This is a genomic window from Aeromonas sp. V90_14 (assembly GCF_029967615.1).
GTDB classification, from domain to species: Bacteria; Pseudomonadota; Gammaproteobacteria; order Enterobacterales; family Aeromonadaceae; genus Aeromonas; species Aeromonas hydrophila.
Genome location: NZ_JASCAS010000042.1, coordinates 20279 through 39703, shown reverse-complemented (window position 1 = coordinate 39703; position 19425 = coordinate 20279). Strand labels below are relative to the sequence as shown.

Annotated in this window: 19 protein-coding genes; 3 read left to right on the top strand and 16 right to left on the bottom strand. The window is 63.8% G+C overall.

The features are described 5' to 3' along the window. The coding region (locus tag QLG02_RS16820) for a YkgJ family cysteine cluster protein (protein WP_282465698.1) at nt 1-262 on the bottom strand (262 nt) is incomplete at its 3' end. Nucleotides 263-334: 72 nt separating this feature from the next. Then, entirely contained in the window at nt 335-1711 is a 1377-nt protein-coding gene (dbpA, locus tag QLG02_RS16815) for an ATP-dependent RNA helicase DbpA (protein ID WP_011704511.1), read from the bottom strand. Between the two features lie 564 nt (nt 1712-2275). Here dbpA and QLG02_RS16810 point away from each other — a divergent pair. Further along, nucleotides 2276-3481, top strand: coding sequence for a nucleoside transporter C-terminal domain-containing protein (locus QLG02_RS16810; RefSeq protein ID WP_016349310.1), 1206 nt, complete (start codon nt 2276-2278; stop codon nt 3479-3481). Between the two features lie 91 nt (nt 3482-3572). Here the strand turns inward: QLG02_RS16810 and QLG02_RS16805 are convergent, their stop codons facing one another. From QLG02_RS16805 to QLG02_RS16790, 4 genes are all read right to left on the bottom strand, one after another. Then, nucleotides 3573-4073, bottom strand: a complete 501-nt coding sequence (locus tag QLG02_RS16805) for a metal-dependent hydrolase (protein ID WP_039215114.1) — start codon at nt 4071-4073, stop codon at nt 3573-3575. 92 nt (nt 4074-4165) lie between these two features. Further along, nucleotides 4166-4723 carry a cytochrome b/b6 domain-containing protein gene (locus QLG02_RS16800; RefSeq protein ID WP_282465697.1) on the bottom strand — a complete coding sequence of 186 codons (558 nt, stop codon included), beginning with the start codon at nt 4721-4723 and terminating at the stop codon, nt 4166-4168. Nucleotides 4724-4771: 48 nt separating this feature from the next. Then, nucleotides 4772-5041 carry a PepSY domain-containing protein gene (locus QLG02_RS16795; protein WP_011704515.1) on the bottom strand — a complete coding sequence of 90 codons (270 nt, stop codon included), beginning with the start codon at nt 5039-5041 and terminating at the stop codon, nt 4772-4774. A gap of 121 nt (nt 5042-5162) precedes the next feature. Beyond that, a complete protein-coding gene (locus QLG02_RS16790) occupies nt 5163-5615 on the bottom strand; it encodes a YaiI/YqxD family protein (RefSeq protein ID WP_011704516.1) in 453 nt (150 codons plus the stop codon). Nucleotides 5616-5720: 105 nt separating this feature from the next. Between QLG02_RS16790 and zntB the strand changes: the two genes are divergently transcribed. Beyond that, nucleotides 5721-6713, top strand: coding sequence for a zinc transporter ZntB (gene zntB, locus QLG02_RS16785; protein WP_029301878.1), 993 nt, complete (start codon nt 5721-5723; stop codon nt 6711-6713). 9 nt (nt 6714-6722) lie between these two features. After that, on the top strand, nt 6723-7241 hold the full coding sequence (locus QLG02_RS16780) for a mechanosensitive ion channel domain-containing protein (protein ID WP_029301879.1): 519 nt from the start codon (nt 6723-6725) through the stop codon (nt 7239-7241). A 42-nt stretch (nt 7242-7283) separates the two neighbouring features. On the opposite strand, the gene QLG02_RS16775 is transcribed toward QLG02_RS16780, so the two are convergent. The 10 genes from QLG02_RS16775 to QLG02_RS16730 all read right to left on the bottom strand — a co-directional run bounded on the left by QLG02_RS16775 (nt 7284) and on the right by QLG02_RS16730 (nt 19198). Further along, nucleotides 7284-7532 carry a hypothetical protein gene (locus QLG02_RS16775; protein WP_011704519.1) on the bottom strand — a complete coding sequence of 83 codons (249 nt, stop codon included), beginning with the start codon at nt 7530-7532 and terminating at the stop codon, nt 7284-7286. A gap of 63 nt (nt 7533-7595) precedes the next feature. Further along, a complete protein-coding gene (locus tag QLG02_RS16770) occupies nt 7596-8171 on the bottom strand; it encodes a DNA-J related domain-containing protein (protein WP_282465696.1) in 576 nt (191 codons plus the stop codon). Then, nucleotides 8168-9955: a sodium:proton antiporter gene (locus QLG02_RS16765; protein ID WP_118881982.1), complete on the bottom strand. Its 1788-nt coding sequence runs from the start codon at nt 9953-9955 to the stop codon at nt 8168-8170. The genes QLG02_RS16770 and QLG02_RS16765 overlap by 4 nt, the downstream gene beginning before the upstream one ends. Nucleotides 9956-10131: 176 nt before the next feature. Next, complete coding sequence (locus QLG02_RS16760; RefSeq protein ID WP_282465695.1) at nt 10132-10653, bottom strand: MltR family transcriptional regulator; 522 nt, start codon at nt 10651-10653, stop codon at nt 10132-10134. Between the two features lie 114 nt (nt 10654-10767). Then, entirely contained in the window at nt 10768-11913 is a 1146-nt protein-coding gene (locus QLG02_RS16755) for a mannitol-1-phosphate 5-dehydrogenase (RefSeq protein WP_282465694.1), read from the bottom strand. 37 nt (nt 11914-11950) lie between these two features. Further along, nucleotides 11951-13873, bottom strand: coding sequence for a PTS mannitol transporter subunit IICBA (locus tag QLG02_RS16750; protein ID WP_016349321.1), 1923 nt, complete (start codon nt 13871-13873; stop codon nt 11951-11953). Nucleotides 13874-14327: 454 nt separating this feature from the next. Then, nucleotides 14328-15374 carry a DUF418 domain-containing protein gene (locus tag QLG02_RS16745; protein WP_282465693.1) on the bottom strand — a complete coding sequence of 349 codons (1047 nt, stop codon included), beginning with the start codon at nt 15372-15374 and terminating at the stop codon, nt 14328-14330. Nucleotides 15375-15395: 21 nt separating this feature from the next. Beyond that, complete coding sequence (locus tag QLG02_RS16740; protein WP_282465692.1) at nt 15396-15989, bottom strand: TetR/AcrR family transcriptional regulator; 594 nt, start codon at nt 15987-15989, stop codon at nt 15396-15398. Nucleotides 15990-16176: 187 nt separating this feature from the next. Next, nucleotides 16177-18198, bottom strand: coding sequence for an exoribonuclease II (locus QLG02_RS16735; protein WP_124252506.1), 2022 nt, complete (start codon nt 18196-18198; stop codon nt 16177-16179). A 100-nt stretch (nt 18199-18298) separates the two neighbouring features. Continuing rightward, entirely contained in the window at nt 18299-19198 is a 900-nt protein-coding gene (locus tag QLG02_RS16730) for a LysR family transcriptional regulator ArgP (protein WP_124252507.1), read from the bottom strand. Nucleotides 19199-19425 lie beyond the last annotated feature (227 nt).

Here is a 19425-nt window from a genome sequence, read left to right as displayed (position 1 = left end):
GCTCGTCGATACAGTCCGGCTCACCCATTTCAAATTCACGGCATATCAAGGGACGGACTTCGTAGATGCGGCACATCATGGTGTTGCGGTCGAGCGCCGCGCACCAGCCATCTTCCAGCCGGTGCATCACCGGTACTTCACCTTCCCGCTCTTCCACATAGCGATCCGGTACGCCGGTATCGGTAAACAGCATCACCTCGAGGCGGCAGCAGCAGGCTTCGCAGTTCTGGCAGCTCACTTCGGGTCGGGTTGTCTGGGTCATGGCATCTGCCTTGTTTTCATGGGCACGGATAAATATGAAACAGGCGCCGAACCGGCGCCTGTGTCGTGAACCTTAGCCCAGCTTGCGAGCGCGGTAGCTGCGCCCCTTGATCTTGCCTTCCTGCAGCCGCTTGAGGGCGGCGCTCGCCACCTGGCGCTTCACCGCCACGTAGGAGTACTGCTCGGAAATCTGGATCTTGCCCACATCGGCCCCGGCAATGCCGCCTTCGCCAGTCAGGGCGCCCAGGATGTCACCGGCGCGCACCTTGCTCTTGCGACCCGCATCGATGGAGAGGGTCACCATCTGCGGCGCGATCGGCTTGATGTCGCGGCCGATCCCGGCCAGATCGCCCTGGGGAATGGGGGCCTGCTGGTACTCCTCGATGAAGTTGACGCGCTGGGCCTCGTTCGGCTGGTAGAGGCTCAGGGCCAGACCTTGCTGGCCGGCGCGGCCGGTACGACCGATGCGGTGCACGTGCACTTCGGGGTCGTAGGTCAGCTCGTAGTTGATGACGGCGCCCAGCTCCTTGATGTCGAGGCCGCGGGCCGCCACGTCGGTGGCCACCAGGATGGTGGCGCTGCCGTTGGCGAAGCGCACCAGCACCTGATCCCGCTCGCGCTGCTCCAGGTCACCGTTCAGCGCCAGCGCCGAGAAGCCCTTGGCGGCCAGATGATCGGCCACGTCGTTGCAGGCCCGCTTGGTGTTGCAGAACACCACGCAGGAGCTCGGCTGGTAGTGGCTGAGCAACCAGCCGAGGGCATCGAGGCGCTGGCCAGCCGGCACTTCATACAGCTTCTGCTCGATGGCGCTGTCTTCGTGCAGGGACTCTACGCTCACCTCGACCGGGTTGCGCTGCACGCCGCGGCTCATCTGGGCGATCCCTTCCGGATAGGTGGCGGAGAACAGCAGGGTCTGGCGGTCGCGCGGGGCGTGGCTGATGACCCGGTTGATGTCTTCGCCAAAGCCCATGTCCAGCATGCGATCCGCTTCGTCCAGCACCAGCGTCTTGAGGCCGTCCAGCTCGAGGGTGCCCTGCTCCAGGTGCTTGAGGATCCGGCCCGGGGTGCCGACGGCGATGTGGGCGCCAAAGCTCAGGGTGGCGGATTGCGGTGCGGTCGGGGTGCCGCCGCACAGGGTGACCAGCTTGACGTTGGGCAGGGTGCGGGCGAGACGGCGGATCTCGGTGGCAACCTGATCGGCCAGCTCGCGGGTCGGACAGAGCACCAGCGCCTGCACCTCGAGCCGGTTGACATCGAGGTTGGCAAGCAGGCCGAGGCCGAAGGCCGCGGTCTTGCCGCTGCCGGTTTTTGCCTTGGCGATCAGGTCTTTGCCATCGAGTACCAGGGGCAGACTCTGGGCCTGGATCGGGGTCATCTGCAGATAACCCAGGCTGGCGAGGTTGTCCTGCAGGGCGGGGGAGAGGTTCAGGCTGCTAAATTCGTTGTTCACAAAAAGACTCTATATCGGAGAAAACGGGCTGCGCCGTGCGCAAGGGCGCGCATTGTATCAGAAAGCGCTGCCGGGTGTGGCGGATTTTTGAACGACTGGACGGCGACGATGGCGGGGCCGCCGCCGGAGAAAAACGGTGGCGGCATGTTGTCCGGCTCGCCTGAAAATACCCCACTGCCTTTCGGGAATTAGCTGAAAGAGGCCGGGCCATTCATCGCAAATAAGATAAACGTTTGTCATTTTGATTTGATTAAATAAATTCGTCGTAAATTTAACCTCACCGCTATGACGCCATTCGCCAGGTTTTAAATAAATGTGAGCAAGCTGTGAAAATAGCCCTGCCAGACGGAGTGGTTTATTTTTAACTTGCTGTTTGTTAATGATTTTTATGTTTATTGAACAACGATTTGATGCTTGCGTGAGCGTTTAATTAATTTAAAAACGTTTGTATTATCCAACATGCATATTTTTACCGCAGATTGTGATGGCTATCTGATTTTTAAATATGCAAATGTCTATGATGGCGCCGGTCAAAAAATTAAAAATTACTCAGGTGCTACTGGTATGGAATACGTTCACTTTGTGCTCGGACTCGTGATGGTCCTCGCTCTTGCTTTGCTGGCCAACCGCCACAACTGGAAACAGATCAAACTGCGTTATATCGGCCAACTGCTGGTGGTCGAACTGGCGCTGGCCTGGTTCATGCTGAACTCCGAAGTGGGTCTGGCGGTGGTGGGTGGCTTCGCGGCCGGCTTCACCAAGTTGATGGAGTTTGCCAAACAGGGTACCGACTTCGTGTTCGGCGGCCTGGTCAATGAAGGGGCTTTCTCCTTCTTCCTGATGGTGCTGATGCCCATCGTCTTCATCTCCGTGCTGATCGGTATCCTGCAGTACATCCGTCTGCTGCCGCTGGTGATCCGCGGCATCGGTACAGTGCTGGCCAAGATCAACGGCATGGGCAAGCTGGAGTCCTTCAACGCCATCAGCTCCATGATCGTCGGCCAGTCCGAGAACTTCATCGCGCTCAAGAACATCCTGCCGCACCTGAACGAGAAGCAGATGTACACCCTGGCCGCCACTGCCATGTCCACCGTCTCCATGTCCATCGTCGGTGCCTACATGCAGCTGATCGAGCCGCGCTACGTGGTGGCTGCGCTGGTGCTCAACATGTTCAGCACCTTCATCGTGCTGTCGCTGATCAACCCCTACGAGCCGGACAACACAGTGACCGACGCCAAGGCGCTGGCCGAAGGTGACGAGCACCACAGCCCGAAGAAAGAGAACTTCTTCGAGATGCTGGGCGAGTACATCATGGCCGGTTTCACCGTAGCGGTCATCGTGGGTGCCATGCTGGTCGGCTTCATCGCCCTGATTGCCCTCATCAACTACCTGTTCGAGATGGCATTCGGCGTCAACTTCCAGTTCGTCATGGGCTACCTCTTCTACCCGATCGCCTGGATCCTGGGCATCCCGAGTGGTGAGGCGCTGCAAGCCGGCTCCATCATGGCGACCAAGCTGGTGACCAACGAGTTCGTGGCCATGATGGATCTGGGCAAGATTGCTGCCCAGCTCTCTCCGCGCACCATCGGCATCCTCTCCATCTTCATGGTGTCGTTCGCCAACTTCAGCTCCATCGGCATCATCGCCGGTGCGGTGAAGGCGCTGAACGAAGAGAAGGGCAACATGGTCTCCCGCTTCGGTCTGAAGCTGGTGTACGGCTCCACCCTGGTGAGCCTGCTCTCCGCCGTGATTGCCGGTGTGATGCTGTAATTCAGCCACCCGCTCTCACCATGACAAACCCCTGCCTCGGCAGGGGTTTGTTTTTTTGGCAACAGCAGGTGCTAGCTGGCCTGACGGACCGCTAGCCTGGCCAGTGGGCCCAGTAACCGGCGGCCAGCAGGGTGAGAGTGCAAAAGCCGGTCTCGACGGCGCCGCCGCTTTTGAGCGGCCAGCCCGGCAGCCGGTAGCGGCGCTTGCTGGGCCACAGCAGCGGAATGCCGGCCGGGGTGAGCCAGTCTCCCAGCAGGTGGCTGAGGTAGCCGATGATAAGGGCATCCTTGACGCCGGTGGGCAGCAGGGCGGGAGCCAGGCTCTGATCCAGTCCCCAGATGGCGGCGGCCACCGCCAGCAGGCTGTGAGTGAAACCGCGATGACCGAACAGCCGCGACAAGGGTTTGGAGATCCAAGGCAGGCGTTGCCCCAGCACCGACTTGGGGTGGTCGAGGTCCGGCAGCAGGGCGCTGGCCAGTGCGGCAGGAATGGTGTGCCACAGGCTGGCGTCGGCCAGGGCCGGCGTCAGCTGGAGTTTGTGGGCGAGCAGGGTGCAGGTAACGGAGAAGAGCAGGTGCCCTTGGGCGGTCATGATGGCTACGACATGGGGAAAATGGCGGCGCATCTTACCAGTGTCGCGGGCCAATGCAGCAAAAAACCGGGGCCCGAGGGGCAGCCCGGTCATTAACTGCGCGGATCTTCCACCTTGGCATCGGCGGGCACCCGTTTTTTGCCCAGCACCATGGCGCGCACCAGGTCGCTGCGGGTGAGGCGATCGGTCAGGATCACCACGGCCGCATGGACGCCGACGGCAGCCATCAGGGTGTTGGCAATGATCCCGTGCAGCTCCTCCAGCCAGTCTTCGCCCCAGAAGGCATCCCAGGTGGTGAGCCAGCCGGTGACGACGGTGCCGACCAGCGACAGCAGCAGCAGCCAGATCATCAGGGCACCGACCGGGTTGTGGCCGAGGTAGTAGGGGTGACGCCTCTGGGCCAGCTGACGCAGGTAGTAGCGTACCCGGGCCGGGGTCGGCCACCATTGGCCAAAGCGGGCGTAATGGGGACCGACCAGCCCCCACAGCAGGCGGATGATCAGCAGGATGCCCACTGCGTAGCCGGCATATTTGTGAGGCTTGCTGCCCTCTTCCAGCACGAAGAAGTTGAGCAGGCAGAGGGTGACGGTGGCCCAGTGAAACACCCGGATGAGGGGATCCCAGACTTTCACTTCAGATGAGGTTGTCATGGCGTGGCTCCATAGAAAGGGCCGGCAGGAGACCGGCCCATGGCCGGATTATTCGTCGATCTCTTCTTTCACTTTCTTCAGATCGGTCGGGTCGAAGTAGATCTCGACCTTGCGCTTCTCCTTGTCCCAACCGTAAATCTCGTAGCAGTTGGTCTTGGTGACCTTGAACTTCTTGATGTCATAGCCCATCGCCTTGATCTGCTGCTGGGCGTCGGCTTCGCTCATCCACTTGCTCTTGTCGGCCTGGGTACATTGGGGATCGGCCAGGGCTGCGCCGCTCAACAGGGGGATCAGTAACAACAGGGGGGTCAGTTTCATTGCTTGCTCCTTGCGGGTGGTTGGGTCAACAGCCACAAGGTTAGAGCACCAAACTTAAGGAAAAATTAAGCACAAGGAGGTAGGAATGAATATCCCCGGCTGGATGCCGGGGAGGGGGTAATCAACTCAGCTTGCCCCGGATGAGCCACTTGTCGAGGGCGTTGGCGAAGCGCTGCTTGTCGGCCGCGTTGAGGGGGGCCGGGCCGCCGGTCTGCACCCCGGCCGAGCGCAGCTCCTCCATGAAGTTGCGCATGCCGAGCCGCGCCTTGATGGTCTCGCGGGTGTAGATCTCGCCGCGAGGATTGAGCGCCTCGCCGCCGGCATCGATCACCCAGGAGGCGAGCGGGATGTCGCCGGTGATCACCAGATCGCCGGGTTTGACCTGCTGGGCGATGACATGATCTGCCACATCGAAGCCCTTCTCCACCTGCTGGGTCTTGATGAAGGGGGATGGGGGCACCCGCAGCCCCTGATTGGCCACTAGCGTGGTCACCACCTGGGCACGGTGGGCGGCGCGGTAAAGGATCTCCTTGACCGGAATGGGGCAGGCATCGGCATCGACCCAGATGGGCATGGCAGGGCTTCCTGTGTCTGAAACGAGTGGCGCATCTTAACACGGCCGGCGCGGGGCGGCTGCCCCGGGGCTGAGTCGGGCCCGGCTTTGGTGTAAGCTGGGCCGATGAACATGAGCGAAAAGGACGAGCAGATGGATCGGGTGCCCAGTGACGTAATTTATGGCCTGACCCTGGATGGCAGGGGTGGCATGCAGCCACTGGTGGCGGGCAGCGAGATACCGGCGCAGCAGCCGGGCTGGCTGCATCTGGACTACGGCAATCCGGAGGCGGCGCGCTGGCTGCTGCAGACCCCGCTGCTCAATGATGCGGCGCGCGAGTCGCTGCTCGGCCAGAGCAATCGCCCCAAGCTGGTAAGGATGGGGGAGACGGTGCTGCTGATCCTGCGCGGCATCAACCACAACAAGGATCACAGGCCGGAAGAGATGGTGGCGCTGCGCATCTACATCACCCCGGATCTCATCATCAGCAGCCGGCGCCGGCCGCTGCTGTCGGAGCAGGACGTGTTCAACCAGCTCAAGCTGGGGGGCGGCGCCGATACCCCGGCCGACTGGCTGGTGGAGATCTGCGACGCCCTGACTGATCGGGCCGGGGAGTTTGTCGAGGAGCTGCACGATCAGATCCTGGATCTGGAGGAGATGGTGCTGATGCGCGACCTGCCCGCCAACGGCCGGCTGGCGCTGATCCGCAAGCAGCTCATCATGATCCGCCGCTACCTCTCGCCGCAGCGGGATCTGGTGGCGCGCCTCGCCAACGAGAAGATCAGCTGGCTGGATGAAGATGACCGCCGGCGTCTGCTGGACATCGCCGACCGGCTGCGGCGCTGGCTGGACGATCTGGATGCCGGGGTGGCGCGTACCGCCGTGCTGGCGGACGAGATCAACAACCTGATGGCGGAGGCGACCAATCGCCGCGCCTACCAGATGTCGGTGATGGCGCTGCTGTTCCTGCCCGCCAGCTTCCTGACCGGCCTGTTCGGCATCAACCTGGGGGGCATTCCCGGGGCCGAGAGCCCGACCGCCTTCTGGATCTTCTGCGGCTCCCTGGTGGCGCTGGCGACCGGGCTGGCGGTCTGGCTCAAGCATCGGCGCTGGTGGTAAGGAGCAGACATGACGACATGGGAATCTTTTGGCGTGACCCTGCTGTTGCTGCTGGGCCACACCCTCGTTCGCGGGCTCATTCACAAGAGCCTGCTGGCGCTGGCCCAGACCCGGCAGGTGAGCGAGAACCGGGTGCTCTACGTGGAGCACGTGTTCCACTTCCTGCTCGGCTGCGCCACCCTGCTGATCCTGGCCGGGGTATGGGGGCTCGACTTCTCGCGGCTGGTGGTGCTGGCCTCCTCCTTCTTCGCGGTGCTGGGCGTCGCCATGGTGGCGCAGTGGTCGATCCTCTCCAACATCACCGCCAGCATCACCATCTTCTTCGCCTTCCCCTACAAGATTGGCGACCGGATCCGGATCCTCGACAAGGATGACTCGGTCACCGGGGTCATCACCGAGATCGGCCTCTTCTACGTGCGGGTGCGCGATGACAACGGCGATCTGGTCACCTATCCGGCCAACCTGATCCTGCAAAAGCCGGTCAGGCGGCTGGAGGGCAAGGGGGCGGAACCCCTGCAACCGGAATGAGAAAAGGCTCCCTTGGGAGCCTTTTTTGAGCCTGCCGATCCCTCAGCGTTCGAAGAAGCGGTAGAGGTGCTCGACCTGGATCGGGCAATCCGCCACCAGGTGCACGTGCTGGCGGGCCTCCTCGACCGAGCCGAAGTAGCGGGGGCAGCCCAGGGTGTCGGTCATCTCGTACAGCTTGCCGTCCTGACCCCTGAACTCCACGATCCAGCCGGGCAGGATGGCGTCCTGCAGGATCTCGGCTTCCTTGAAGGCTTGCTGCTGATAGAGCTGGCGAAGTTCGCTGACTGTCATGACATCCTCCCGTGACGCTTGATGCCACTTCAAGTCTAGTGGTTGCGGTCGGGGTCGGCCGGCTCATTTGGCCGATTTGAGGTGCTCCCAGGCCCAGCGCAGGCGGATGAAGGTGTCGGCATCGCCCCCGCGATCCGGGTGGTGTTGCAGCGCCAGCTCCCGCCAGCGGCGGCGGATGGCATCGGGCTGCGCCCCGGTCGGCAGGGCGAACAGGGTCAGCGCCTCGGCCCTGTGCTCATCCCGCTCACAGGCCCGCCAGAAGCTGCCGAGCAGCGCCTCCACCTCCTCCCGGTCGGTCTGCCAGAACACCTGCCAGTCAAGGTAGTAACTGCGCAGCGCCTCGCCCTGGGCGAGGGCGCTTGCCCCCTCGCGGGTGGCGAGCGGTTCGAGCCGGATATCCAGAGTGCTGATCACCAGCCACCACCCTTCGCCATGAAGCTCGGCCTGCAGCTGGTAGAGGGCGTTCATGATGAGGAAGTTGAGGCGAAACAGCTGCAGCTGCTCATCCCCCGGCAGGGGCGGGATGACCTCCTGGCGGCGCAGCTCGGCCAGCAGTTCGTGCACCTTGTAGCTGCCGCTTGCCTGCCGCAGCAGTGTCAGCAGTGGGGCCAACAGCGGGTTGGGCCGGGACTCGCTCATGGGGCGGCCGTCTCTTTCGGCGGCTGCAGGGCGATCAGCAGCTCCCCGGCCAGCGGTTCGACGGGGCCGGTGACGATGCGGGTCCGCCCCTTGCCGTCCAGCACGAACAGCGGGATGGCGCCCGGGTTGGCCTCCTGGTACTGGGCCCAGTCGAACGCCTCGCTCAGCCGGGTCGCCTTGATCTGGCCGCCCCGGCTGAGCAGGCCGCTCAACCGGGCGTAGTTGATGTCGGGACCGAACAGGTTCTGGCGGGCGCGAAAGGTGGCGCTCTCCCGATTGGCCTTGCCGTGCTGCTCGCTGGAGCGCAGGGAGTAGACCTTCTCCTCACCGTAAAGGTGGGCGAAGTGCAGCACGCCGAGGGCGTTGTTGTGGCGGTTGGGGGAGAGCGCCAGCACTGTGCTGATGCTGGTGAGCGGCAGGTGCAGCTCGGCGTGTTCGGATTGCGGGTTGCCGAAGTAGCAGGGCAGGTTGCTCATCCGTGCCTGACGGCAGAACTCCCAGGCTGGATCGCAGAGCTGGACCGGTACCCCCTGATCCGCCAGCGCCCGGCCGATGGCCCGCGCCACCGAGTTGGCCCCTATGATGAGCCAGGTGTTGGGGGCGCTCTGGCGCATCTTGAGCAGACCGGCCAGCGGCGCCGAGGTGAGGCTCTGCAGCACCACGGTGGAGATGATCACCGCAAACACCAGCGGCACCAGCTTGTCGGCATCGGGAATGCCGGCCTGGTGCAGGCTGATGGCGAAGGAGGCGCTGACCGCCGCCGCGACGATGCCGCGCGGTGCGATCCAGCCGAGCAGGGCGCGGGCCCGCCAGGAGAGATCGGATCCCCAGGTGGAGACCAGGATGCAGAGCGGGCGTGCCACGAACTGCACCACGCACAGCAGCGCCAGCACCATGGGGCCGAGCTGCCAGAGCTGGGCCAGATCGAGGCGGGCCGCCAGCAGGATGAACAGGGAGGAGATGAGGATGACGGCGAGATCCTCCTTGAAAGCCAGCACCTCCTCCAGGTCCAGCCCCTCCTGATTGGCGAGCCAGATGCCGAACACGGTCACTGCCAGCAGGCCGGATTCGTGGCTGAGCCAGTTGGAGAGGCTGAAGGTGACCAGCACCAGCGCCAGCACCCCGAACTTGTGCAGGCTGACCGGCAGCCAGTCCTTGCGGATCAGCAGGGTGGTGAGCCAGCCGGCACCGACCCCGATGAGCGAGCCCACTCCCACCGTCTTGGCCAGCGCCAGCAGGGTGTGGCCGATGAGATCCCCCTGACTGCCGAGGCGCACCGCCTCGAACACCAGCACCGCAAACAGGGCGCCGATGGGATCGATGACGATCCCCTCCCAGCGCAGGATGCGGTCTACCTCCCGGGTCGGGCGGATCACGTTGAGCATGGGGGCGACCACGGTCGGGCCGGTCACCACCAGCACGGCACCGAGCACCATGGCGACCCGCCAGTCCAGTCCCAGCAGGAAGTAACCGGCGCTGCCGATGACGGCGAAGCTGGCCAGCATGCCCACCGAGCAGAGGTTGCGCACCACCTTGCCGATCCCTTTCAGCTCGGCCAGGTGCAGGGTGAGCGCCCCCTCGAACAGGATGATGGCGACCGACAGGGAGACCAGCGGAAACAGCAGGTCGCCGAGCAGGGCGTCGGGGTCGAGCAGGCCGCTGACAGGGCCGAGCAGCAGGCCGGTGAGCAGCAGAAACAGGATGGCGGGCACCCGCAGCGACCAGGCCAGCCACTGGGCCAGCACTGAGACCAGGGCGATCCCGGCCAGGGAGAGAGCAATCATGCAGACCTCGATTAAGGCGATGAACCTGGAGGAAGTGTAGTGGGGAAGATGGTCAGATTGACACCCGCCGGCGGCGGGAACAAGGGGGGAAGCGGATCGCGCGACAGCGGGCGTCACGGGGGCATGGCCGCGGGAGAGGGGCGGGGTGTGGCCGCTGGCTGCGGCCACCAGCCGGATTAGATGGGGCTCTCTTTGTGGAGTTCGGTGACGCAGTCGGCCACCGCCAGTACCAGCGCCGAGCGCACCACCTGATCGAGCCGGTTCAGCTGCATCTGGTAGAAGGGCCAGTCCTCCTCGTTGGCGGGGGCCTCCTGCGGCATCATGCCGCCCTGGCTGACGCCGTGCAGGCGTGCCAGCAGATCGCGGATGGGCTTGTCGCTGAAGTGGTAATCCTTGGGGTCGCGCACCAGAAAATCGCGGATCTTCAGGTAAGCCTCGAGATCCTGATAGCGCTCGAGGGAGATGAGGCCGAGGGCGAAGATGAGCTTGAGGCGTACCTCCAGCTGGCCGAGGGGGCCGCTCTGGTTGAGCAGGGGTTCGATGGCGTATTTGACGGCATACTCCTCCTGACGGAACGCGCGTCGCATCAGAGAGTCGACCGCCTCTTCCAGGATGGTCACGACCTCGAGAAAGAAGCCGCGAGGGCCATCCTGCTCGTTCAGTCGCTCCAGTACTTCATCTTCCTGGTGTGTGGTCATAAGTGCATTGGGTCCAGCTGACAGGGAGAGAGTGGGCCTCTCTCCCGGTTTTTATCGTATGAGGCGCTTTGGTGGCCGGCCTTAGTGGGCCGGCGACGGCGGCGCCTCATCAGGTCACTTCAAATTGCCATAACGGGTGACGATGGCGCTGACGATGTCGCTGTCGGCAGCCAGGCCGGTGATGCGGGCCAGAGCCTGGGCCGGGCCCAGCTCCGCCAGCAGCTGTTGCAGCTCCACCGCCTGCGGGTCATCGGTGTTGCGATAGTGCAGCGCCGCGGCGATCCCCTCCTGCAGGTGATCGCTCGGCAGGCCGAACTCCAGGGTGCCGAGCAGCGGCTTCACCAGCCGATCCCCCGCCGCCAGCTTGCGCAGCGGCTGACGGCCGACCCGGTCAATCTCGTCCACCAGATAGGGGTTGGCGAAGCGGGCCAGGATCTTCTCGATGTAGGCGGCGTGCAGACGCGGGTCGAAACCGTAGCGTTGCACCAGCACGGCACCGCTCTCCTCCATGGCGCGACGTACCTTGCTGCGGATCAGCGGATCCTCGATCGCCTCGCGGATGGTGCGATAGCCCCTCAGCTTGCCGAGGTAGGCGGTGACGATGTGGCCGGTGTTGAGGGTGAACAGCTTGCGCTCGACGAAGGCCATCAGGTTGTCGGTGGGCTCCATGCCCGCCACCTGCGGCAGCTCGCCCTTGAACTGGGTCTGGTCGACGATCCACTCGCTGAAGCTCTCCACCGTCACTTCCAGCGGATCATCGTTGGCCGCCGCCGGCGGAACGATGCGGTCCACCGCCGAGTCGACGAAGCCGATGCAGGCGTCGAGGGTGGCATGATACGCGACCGGCAGGTACTTGAGTACCTCCTGCTTGAGATGGCTGGTGCCGCGCACCATGTTCTCGCAGGCGATGACGTTGAGCGGTGTCAGGTTGCCGGCATCGAAGCGGGCCTGCAGCCCCTTGGCCAGGGTGCTGGCAATCTTGTCCAGAATGTTGGGGCCGACCGCGGTGGTCACCAGATCGGCGGTGATGATGCGGGCGATCACCTCGTGGCCGGCGGAGCTCACCGCCGCCACGTTGCGCACCACGTCCAGCTTCTGATCCGCTCCCACCACGTGCACCTTGTACTCCTGGCGGTGGTTGAGCTGGTCGATCAGGGTCTCGTTGACGTCAGCGAAAGTGACCTGGTGGCTGGCGTCAGCCAGCAGTTTGCCGATGAAGCCGCGACCGATGTTGCCGGCACCAAAATGCAATGTTTTCATGATATTAACCTCTTGAACCAAAGACGATGAAGGACGATCAGGCAGCCTGTTCGGCACCCAGCAGATCCAGGAACTCCTGGGGATCCTGGGTGCTGGCCAGCCGGTCGATGAGGCCGGGTTCGTCCAGTGCATTGGTCAGGCGGGTTATCACCTGCATGTGTTCGTCGTTGCGGGCGGCGATGCCGATCACCAGCCGCGCCACTTCATCGGCCGCCTCGCCGAAGGCGACCCCGGCCGGGTATTGGCAGATGACGATGCCGGTGCGCTTCACAAACTCCTTGGCGGCGATGGTGCCGTGCGGCACGGCGATGGATTCGCCGAGGTAGGTGGAGACCAGCTGCTCGCGCTCCAGCATGGCGTTGACGTAGTCGGGTGCCACGTAGCCCCGCTCCGCCAGCAGCTTGCCGGCAGCCCGGATGGCGGCCTCCTTGTTGTCGGCCTTGAGCCCCAGGTGCACGTCATGACGGCTCAGGGTAAACACTTCGGCGGCCTGCGGCTCGTAGCTGTCGTCGTTGGCGGCTACCAGCAGTTGCGGGTTGGCGACGTCATCGTTGGCGGCCTGAGTCAGGCTCTGTACCAGCTCCTGATAGAGACCGTTGTCGAGAAAGTTGGTGAGCGAGATGTGGTGGGCGTGCGGCGCGTGGCGACGGGCCCGCTCGGTCAGATCCTTGTGGGTGATGACCCAGTCCACCTGATCGTCGAGCTGATCGATGGCGCGGTTGGTGACGCTGATGTCGAGGCCGGCGGCCTGCACCCGCTTGCGCAGCAGGCCGGCGCCCATGGCGCTGGAGCCCATGCCCGCATCGCAGGCGACGACGATGTTGCGCACTGCCATCAGTTCACCGCCCGGCTTCTTGGCCGCTGCGGTCTCGGGCTTGGCACCCTTCATTGCTTTCATCTTGCGGGTGGCTTCACCGAGGGCATCGGCCTCGTCGGCTTCCGGCTGCTGGGCACGCACGAACACGGCGGCGACCAGGAAGGAGACGGTGGTGGAAGCGACGATGGAGAGCAGCACCCCGATCAGGGAGGCTTTCGGTGTCATCAACAGCACGGCGAAGATGGAACCCGGTGAGGCGGGGGAGACCAGACCTGCGTTGAACAGGGTCAGGGTGAACACCCCGGTCATGCCGCCGGCGATCACCGCCAAGATGAGGCGCGGGTTCATCAGCACGTACGGGAAGTAGATCTCGTGGATGCCGCCGAAGAAGTGAATGATGGAGGCACCGGCAGCGGACTGCTTGGCGGCGCCGCGACCAAACACCATGTAGGCCAGCAGCACGCCCATGCCCGGGCCCGGGTTCGCTTCTATCAGGAAGAAGATGGAGCGGCCGTGCTCGGTGGCCTGCTGGATCCCCAGCGGCGAGAAGATGCCGTGGTTGATGGCGTTGTTGAGGAACAGGATCTTGGCCGGCTCAACGAAGATGGAGGTGAGCGGCAGCAGGTTGTTGTCCACCAGGAAGCCGACGCCACCGGCCAGTACGCCGGAGAGCACCTTGACGAAGGGGCCGATCACGAAGAAGGCGAGGATCGCCAGCAGCATGCCGATGAGGCCGGCGGAGAAGTTGTTGACCAGCATCTCGAAGCCGCTCTTGACGCGACCTTCCATCGCCTTGTCGAAACGCTTGATGGCCCAGCCACCGAGCGGGCCGACCATCATGGCGCCCATGAACATGGGAATGTCGGTCCCCACGATGACGCCCATGGTGGTGATGGCACCGACCACGCCGCCGCGCTCACCGCCCATCAGCTTGCCGCCGGTATAGCCAATCAGCAGCGGCAGCAGGTAGGTGATCATGGGACCGACCAGCTTGGCCAAGGTTTCGCTCGGCAGCCAGCCGGTGGGGATGAAGAGGGCGGTAATAAAGCCCCAGGCGATGAAGGCGCCTATGTTGGGCATGACCATATTGGACAGGAAGCGTCCAAAATTCTGTATCTTGACTTTGGTATCCGGTGATAACATGTCGGGACCCCGTTTTAAGCCTGTTTGATTAAAAGTGGTAGTCGGGCTGGCCGGTTTTGCCGAACCGCCATCCCTGTCGTCTAAGCAACTTCAATCTACCAGCTTGTGATCAAATTAGGCTGAAAACGGGGTGTCTTGTGACGCAGCTCTCAAATACCCCGGCCACCCCCCTCCCTTCATAGTGATGTCGATCACATTCACTCTCTGTATTTCGGCTACATTTCGATCTTTACTGCCGCCAGTATCGTTTTTATGTGACACAAATCACTCTTTGCTGTTTGCGCAAACCTGATGTCAATGTGATCTGTTTCTCACTTTCATTATTTGTATTCAATTGGAGCAATTCGCCTGACCTGAAAAGTGAGGGTGTTGACGATGGATTGCTTTAATCCACATTCAAATAACCAATGAATCAATTATTTTGTAACCCACTTTCAGTTCTTCATGATCTCCTTCAGCCGCAGAGCCGACGCATCAGCCACTCCAGCGGGCCTCGCTCGAAGCGCTGACTCCAGAGATTGGCAAACAGCAGTGCCGCCAGGGCGAAGAGGGTGGCGGCCAGCACCACCTCGGGCAGATCCTGCCCCTGCAGCCAGCCGATGGCCTCCAGTACCCCCATGCCGAGCATGATGTGGGCCAGATAGAGGGTCAGGGTCTGCCGGCCGACCGGTAGCCACAATCGCCACCAGCGGGCCTCGGGCAGGGCGCGTCCTAGCCAGAGGCAGAGTGCGATCAGGGTGCTGGCCGCACCCATGCCGAACAGCAGGTAGAGCGGCGCCGGGGGAATGGGCTGGGTCGCCAGCAGTGGCGCCAGCTCGGGGTTCGGCAAGAGGGTCGGCAACCAGAGCGACAGCCCCTTGGCCAGCGCCATGGCGCTCACCCCGCCGGCCAGCAGCCAGCGCTGGGTGACCGGATTGGCCAGAGATTGGCGGCTCAGCCAGAGGCCGTAGAGCAGAAAGCCCAGCCAGGGCACCACCGGGTGCCAGCCGTTGAACAGCAGATTGCGGATGAAGCCGGCCAGGGTCCAGAACTCGGGATAGCTGAAGCTGTGCCACTGCCAGCCCCGATCGTAATCGAGCAGGAACAGCAGGCCGACGAAGCTTGCCGCCAGCAGCGGGATCAGGGCCAGCAGCCAGGGGGAGGGAAGCCGGAGACAGCAGGCCCCCAGCAGAAAGTAGACGGCGTAGTAGTGGATGATGTCGGCCGGAAACACCAGGTAGTTGAGCAGCCCCACGATCAGCAGGAACAGGGCCCGCCTGGCGGTATGGCTCATGGCCGCCGACCACGCCAGCTTGCGGGTCGACAGCCCCAGCCCGATGCCGGCCAGTACCACGAAGCTGGCGGCGGAGCGCCCTTCCAGTGCGTCCAGCAGGGGCTTGAGCCAGGTCGGCCCGCCTGCCAACACCCCCATGGCGATGCGAAAATTCACCAGCACCATGCCGAGCAGGGCCATGGCACGGGCCAGATCCAGTCCTTCCAGTCGATTGTGCGGGGTCGTCATGGTGGTGACTCCTTGGGGTGATCAGCAGGCCGGGCCGAGCAGCTGGTCCAGCAGGGACGGCAATCTTTGCTCGACCGGTGCCTGCTCTGGATGCAGAGCCAGGGCGTGGCGCACCGCCTGTCCCTCCAGTGCGTCCAGCAACAGCTGGGCGGTGAGATCCGGTTGCAGGTGTGCAGCCAGCTCCCCCGCCTGCTGGCCACGGCGCACCGCCGCCGCCAGGGCATCGCACAGCTGGCGCTGGTTGCTGGCGAAGGTGGCGGCCATCTCCGGATGGCGGGTCAGCTCGGCCAGGATCTCGGTGCCGAGCAGCAGGTTCTCCGGAGTCAGCGACCAGGCGAGGTAGCCGGCGGCGAAGCGGGCCAGCGCCGCCCGGGCCGGCCCCTGGGCCAGCTCATCCAGCAGGGGTTGCAGCTCGGCCGCCTCCAGCGAGGCGATCAGGGCGATCAGTTCTTCCTTGCGGGCGAAGTGGTTGTAGAGGTTGCCGAGGCTCACTCCGGCGGCGGCGGCGATGTCGCGCATGCCGGTCTGGTGGAAGCCCCGTTCGATAAAGCAGCCGAGCGCCGCCTGGATGATCTGCTCGCGCCGCTGCTCCAGCCGCAGGTTGTTGGTGGTCATGGGGATGCCTCTTGCCTGAAAATCAACCATGAGCGAACGTTCGTTCATTTGTGGATTCACTCTATGCTCGTAACGAACAACTGGCAAGCTCGGGGCGTACAAAAAATGATCGGCGGACTCGGCGGGCGGCATGGTCCAATAAAAAAGCCCGCAGGGTGCGGGCTTTTGCAAGGTGGGGAAGTCTGGCTTATTCGGCCTTGGGTGCCTCGTCGGCAGGCGCGGCATCGGCTTCGCTGGTCGGGGCGACCGGCGCCGGGCCCGGCACCAGCTCCACCGCCGGCTTGGCGATGAGGGAGCGGGTCTCTTCCACCGCTTCGGTCAGCTTGACCTCGATGATCTGGCCGAGCTCGTAGACCACCTCGGTCTTGTCCAGATAGACGCGGCCGTTGTCCCAGTTGCACTCCAGCCGATCCTTGTTGTCGAGGATATGGCGGGCGGGCATGAACACCACGGCACCGTTCTCGCGCAGACGCAGCTTGAGGCCGGCACGCATCACGTCGATGATCTCGGCGTTGAACACCTTGTCGGTGCCGGCATCGGCCTTGAGGTAGCGGACATAGAGCCAGTCGCCGATGTCACGCTCCACCATGCGGTGCAGGCGGCGGCAGGCGGTCAGGTGCTCGGTGAGCTCCAGGCTCGGGCGCTCACCCGGGGTCTTGCCGGCGATGACGGCCTTGAGCAGGCGATGGTTGACCATGTCGCCGTACTTGCGGATCGGGGAGGTCCAGGTGGCGTAGGCATCCAGCCCCAGGCCGTAGTGGGCGCCCGGTTCGGCGGACATCAGCGCATAGCTCTGGAAGCGGCGGATCTTGCCGTCCAGCCAGCGGGTGTCCAGGTTGTCGATCCAGCGGCGCAGGGCGCAGAAGCCGGAGAGGCTGGCAATCTCTTCCTTCTCGAACGGGGCCTCGGCGCTTTTCAGCAGATCGATGGCGCCGTCGAGGGACTCTTCGTCAAAGCCGGTGTGGACGTTGAAGATGCCGTAGCCGACCTGCTTGCCGAGCACGCGGCCGGCACAGATGTTGGCGGCGATCATCGACTCTTCCACCATGCGGTTGGCGATGCGGCGTGGCTCGACGTGAATGGCCAGCACTTCGCCGTTCTCGCCCAGCTCGAAGTCGTAGTCGGGACGATCCGGGAACACCAGGGCATGCTCGGTGCGCCAGGCTATGCGCGCCTCGGTCATCGCCTTCATCAGCGGCAGCTGGGCCAGCACGCCGGCGTCGATATCCAGCTGTTTGCCGTGTTCGGCCCAGTCGGAGACGTCGTCATAGGTGAGACGGGCGTGGGAGCTGATGCGGGCGGCGAAGAACTCGGTCTCCTCCAGCAGCAGGCCATCCTCGGCGATGAGCAGACGGGCACACAGGGTGTTGCGCTCCTCGCCCTCTTTCAGGGAGCAGAGCTCGTCGGATAGGGTGCGCGGGATCATCGGCACGTTGCGGCCCGGCATGTAGACGGTGAAGGCGCGCTGGGCGGCTTCCTTGTCCAGCTCGCTCCCTTCGGCCACGTAGGCGGTCGGGTCGGCGATGGCGACCAGCAGCTCCCAGCCGTTGTCCAGCTTGCGGATGGCCAGGGCATCGTCCATGTCCTTGGTCTTGGCGCCGTCGATGGTGAAGAAGGGGGTCGCGGTCAGATCGGTGCGCGGCAGCTCTTCCTCTTCGATCACCTTCCACTCCGGCAGATCCGCCGGTTCGACCTGGGCGAGGTTGTGGCGCGCCAGCACCACCCACCAGGGCACGTTGTGATCTTCCTGCGAGGCGATCTTCTGGGTGATCTCGGCAGAGAAGTTGCCGTCCACCAGGGCGTGACGCTTGAGGGTGGCAACCACCCAGTCCCCTTCCTTGAACTCTTTCTCGTCCAGCCCCTTCTTGACGCGGGCCTTGATGGCGTCCTTGATCAGCGGATGATCGGCGACCACGTTGAGGCGGTCGCGGAACATCTTGACCCGAGCCACGAAGCGGGTCACCGCCTGCTCCAGCAGGGCATCCGGCTCGGCCACTTCCTTCTCTTTCTCGGTACGGATCAGGGCGCTCACCCGGTCACCGTGCATCACCTTCTTCATGTAGGGAGGCGGCACGAAATAGCTGGTCTTCTCATCGACCTCCAGGAAGCCGAAGCCCCGATCGGAGGCGCGGATAACACCCTCTTTCTTGGGGATGTTTTCGCGGATTTGTTGCTTGAGCTGGGCCAGCAGCGGATTGTCTTGGAACATAAGTGAGGAACCTGAAGTGGAAAACCTGGGTGGAGACCTGATGACGGATCGCCCAGCACTATACGTTTTTACCCCTCCAAAGCCAAGGTGAATGGCCGGTTCAGCCGGGTTGCAGTGCCCGGCGACCCTGCTCGATCAGGCGCTGGGATATCTGCTTGTGCAGCCCCCGTTCCAGCACCCAGCGGTGCCAGTAGAGCCGCTCGACCAGATGCTGGTCCGGGCTGAGATCGAGCAGGCTGCCCTCCGCCAGCTGGCGGCGGATCTGCAATTCCGGGATCAGGCAGCAGGCCAGCCCCTGTTCGGCCATGGCGACGAAGGCCTCGGACGAGCGCACCGTGTGGCAGGGGTAGCCGCCGGGCTCCAGCCCGAAGTGGCGGGCCATGTAGCTGACGTGCATGTCGTCGCGCTGATCGAAGGCTACCGCCGGCGCCTTGGCCAGCGCAGCCAGGGTCAGCCCCTGCGGGAAGTGGCGGGCGACGAAGGCGGGGCTGGCGGTGAGCAGGTAGCGCATCTCGCCGAGCTCGTCGACGCAGCAGCCGGCCAGCGGCTGGCCGTGCAGGCTGACGGCGCCGAACGCCTGTCCCTCGCGTACCCGATCCAGGGTGCGGCTCTCGTCATCCACCAGCAGGTTCAGCTCGATGGGGTGCTGCTCCAGCAGCGGGGCCAGGGCGGGCAGAAACCAGGTGGCCAGGCTGTCGGCGTTGACGGCGATGCTGACCCGGATCGGCGCCTGCGGCTCGGTGGGGGAGAGTTCGCCGGCCAGTTCCAGCTCCAGCTGGCGCACCTGACGGTAGTGGGCCAGCAGTTTCTGCCCGAGCGCGGTGGCCTGCAGCGGCTGGCCGCGGATCAGCAGCGGCTCGGCAAACTGCTGCTCCAGCTGCTTGATGCGCTGGGAGATGGCGGACTGGGTGATGTGCAGGCGCTGGGCGGCCCGCTCGAAGTTCTGCTCCTGCATCACTGCATCCAGCGCCAGCAGCAGCTTGTAATCCAACGCCTTCATCAGCACGCCTTATCAACGGAGGGAATTGAGAAGGGATGCTACTCAAGTGGTGGCGGGAGAACAACCTGGGATCGCTGAAAATGTCGGCAGACCAGGCGTGACAAGGGCTGCGGGGTCAAAGCGGATTTGTCACTGTGAGATGTGACAGTGGTGGTCAAAAGGTATTCAGGAGATACTCTTTTGCGTCCGTTTTTGCATGGGGTGGAAACGGGCCATAGCGAGAACTT

Excerpts from the sequence above, each read along its gene's own strand:
- QLG02_RS16810 (WP_016349310.1), top strand. The coding sequence starts at position 2,276 with ATGGAATACGTTCACTTTGTGCTCGGACTCGTGATGGTCCTCGCTCTT.
- QLG02_RS16805 (WP_039215114.1), bottom strand. The coding sequence starts at position 4,073 with ATGACCGCCCAAGGGCACCTGCTCTTCTCCGTTACCTGCACCCTGCTC.
- QLG02_RS16800 (WP_282465697.1), bottom strand. The coding sequence starts at position 4,723 with ATGACAACCTCATCTGAAGTGAAAGTCTGGGATCCCCTCATCCGGGTG.
- QLG02_RS16795 (WP_011704515.1), bottom strand. The coding sequence starts at position 5,041 with ATGAAACTGACCCCCCTGTTGTTACTGATCCCCCTGTTGAGCGGCGCA.
- QLG02_RS16790 (WP_011704516.1), bottom strand. The coding sequence starts at position 5,615 with ATGCCCATCTGGGTCGATGCCGATGCCTGCCCCATTCCGGTCAAGGAG.
- zntB (WP_029301878.1), top strand. The coding sequence starts at position 5,721 with ATGAACATGAGCGAAAAGGACGAGCAGATGGATCGGGTGCCCAGTGAC.
- QLG02_RS16780 (WP_029301879.1), top strand. The coding sequence starts at position 6,723 with ATGACGACATGGGAATCTTTTGGCGTGACCCTGCTGTTGCTGCTGGGC.
- QLG02_RS16775 (WP_011704519.1), bottom strand. The coding sequence starts at position 7,532 with ATGACAGTCAGCGAACTTCGCCAGCTCTATCAGCAGCAAGCCTTCAAG.
- QLG02_RS16770 (WP_282465696.1), bottom strand. The coding sequence starts at position 8,171 with ATGAGCGAGTCCCGGCCCAACCCGCTGTTGGCCCCACTGCTGACACTG.
- QLG02_RS16765 (WP_118881982.1), bottom strand. The coding sequence starts at position 9,955 with ATGATTGCTCTCTCCCTGGCCGGGATCGCCCTGGTCTCAGTGCTGGCC.
- QLG02_RS16760 (WP_282465695.1), bottom strand. The coding sequence starts at position 10,653 with ATGACCACACACCAGGAAGATGAAGTACTGGAGCGACTGAACGAGCAG.
- QLG02_RS16755 (WP_282465694.1), bottom strand. The coding sequence starts at position 11,913 with ATGAAAACATTGCATTTTGGTGCCGGCAACATCGGTCGCGGCTTCATC.
- QLG02_RS16750 (WP_016349321.1), bottom strand. The coding sequence starts at position 13,873 with ATGTTATCACCGGATACCAAAGTCAAGATACAGAATTTTGGACGCTTC.
- QLG02_RS16745 (WP_282465693.1), bottom strand. The coding sequence starts at position 15,374 with ATGACGACCCCGCACAATCGACTGGAAGGACTGGATCTGGCCCGTGCC.
- QLG02_RS16740 (WP_282465692.1), bottom strand. The coding sequence starts at position 15,989 with ATGACCACCAACAACCTGCGGCTGGAGCAGCGGCGCGAGCAGATCATC.
- QLG02_RS16735 (WP_124252506.1), bottom strand. The coding sequence starts at position 18,198 with ATGTTCCAAGACAATCCGCTGCTGGCCCAGCTCAAGCAACAAATCCGC.
- QLG02_RS16730 (WP_124252507.1), bottom strand. The coding sequence starts at position 19,198 with ATGAAGGCGTTGGATTACAAGCTGCTGCTGGCGCTGGATGCAGTGATG.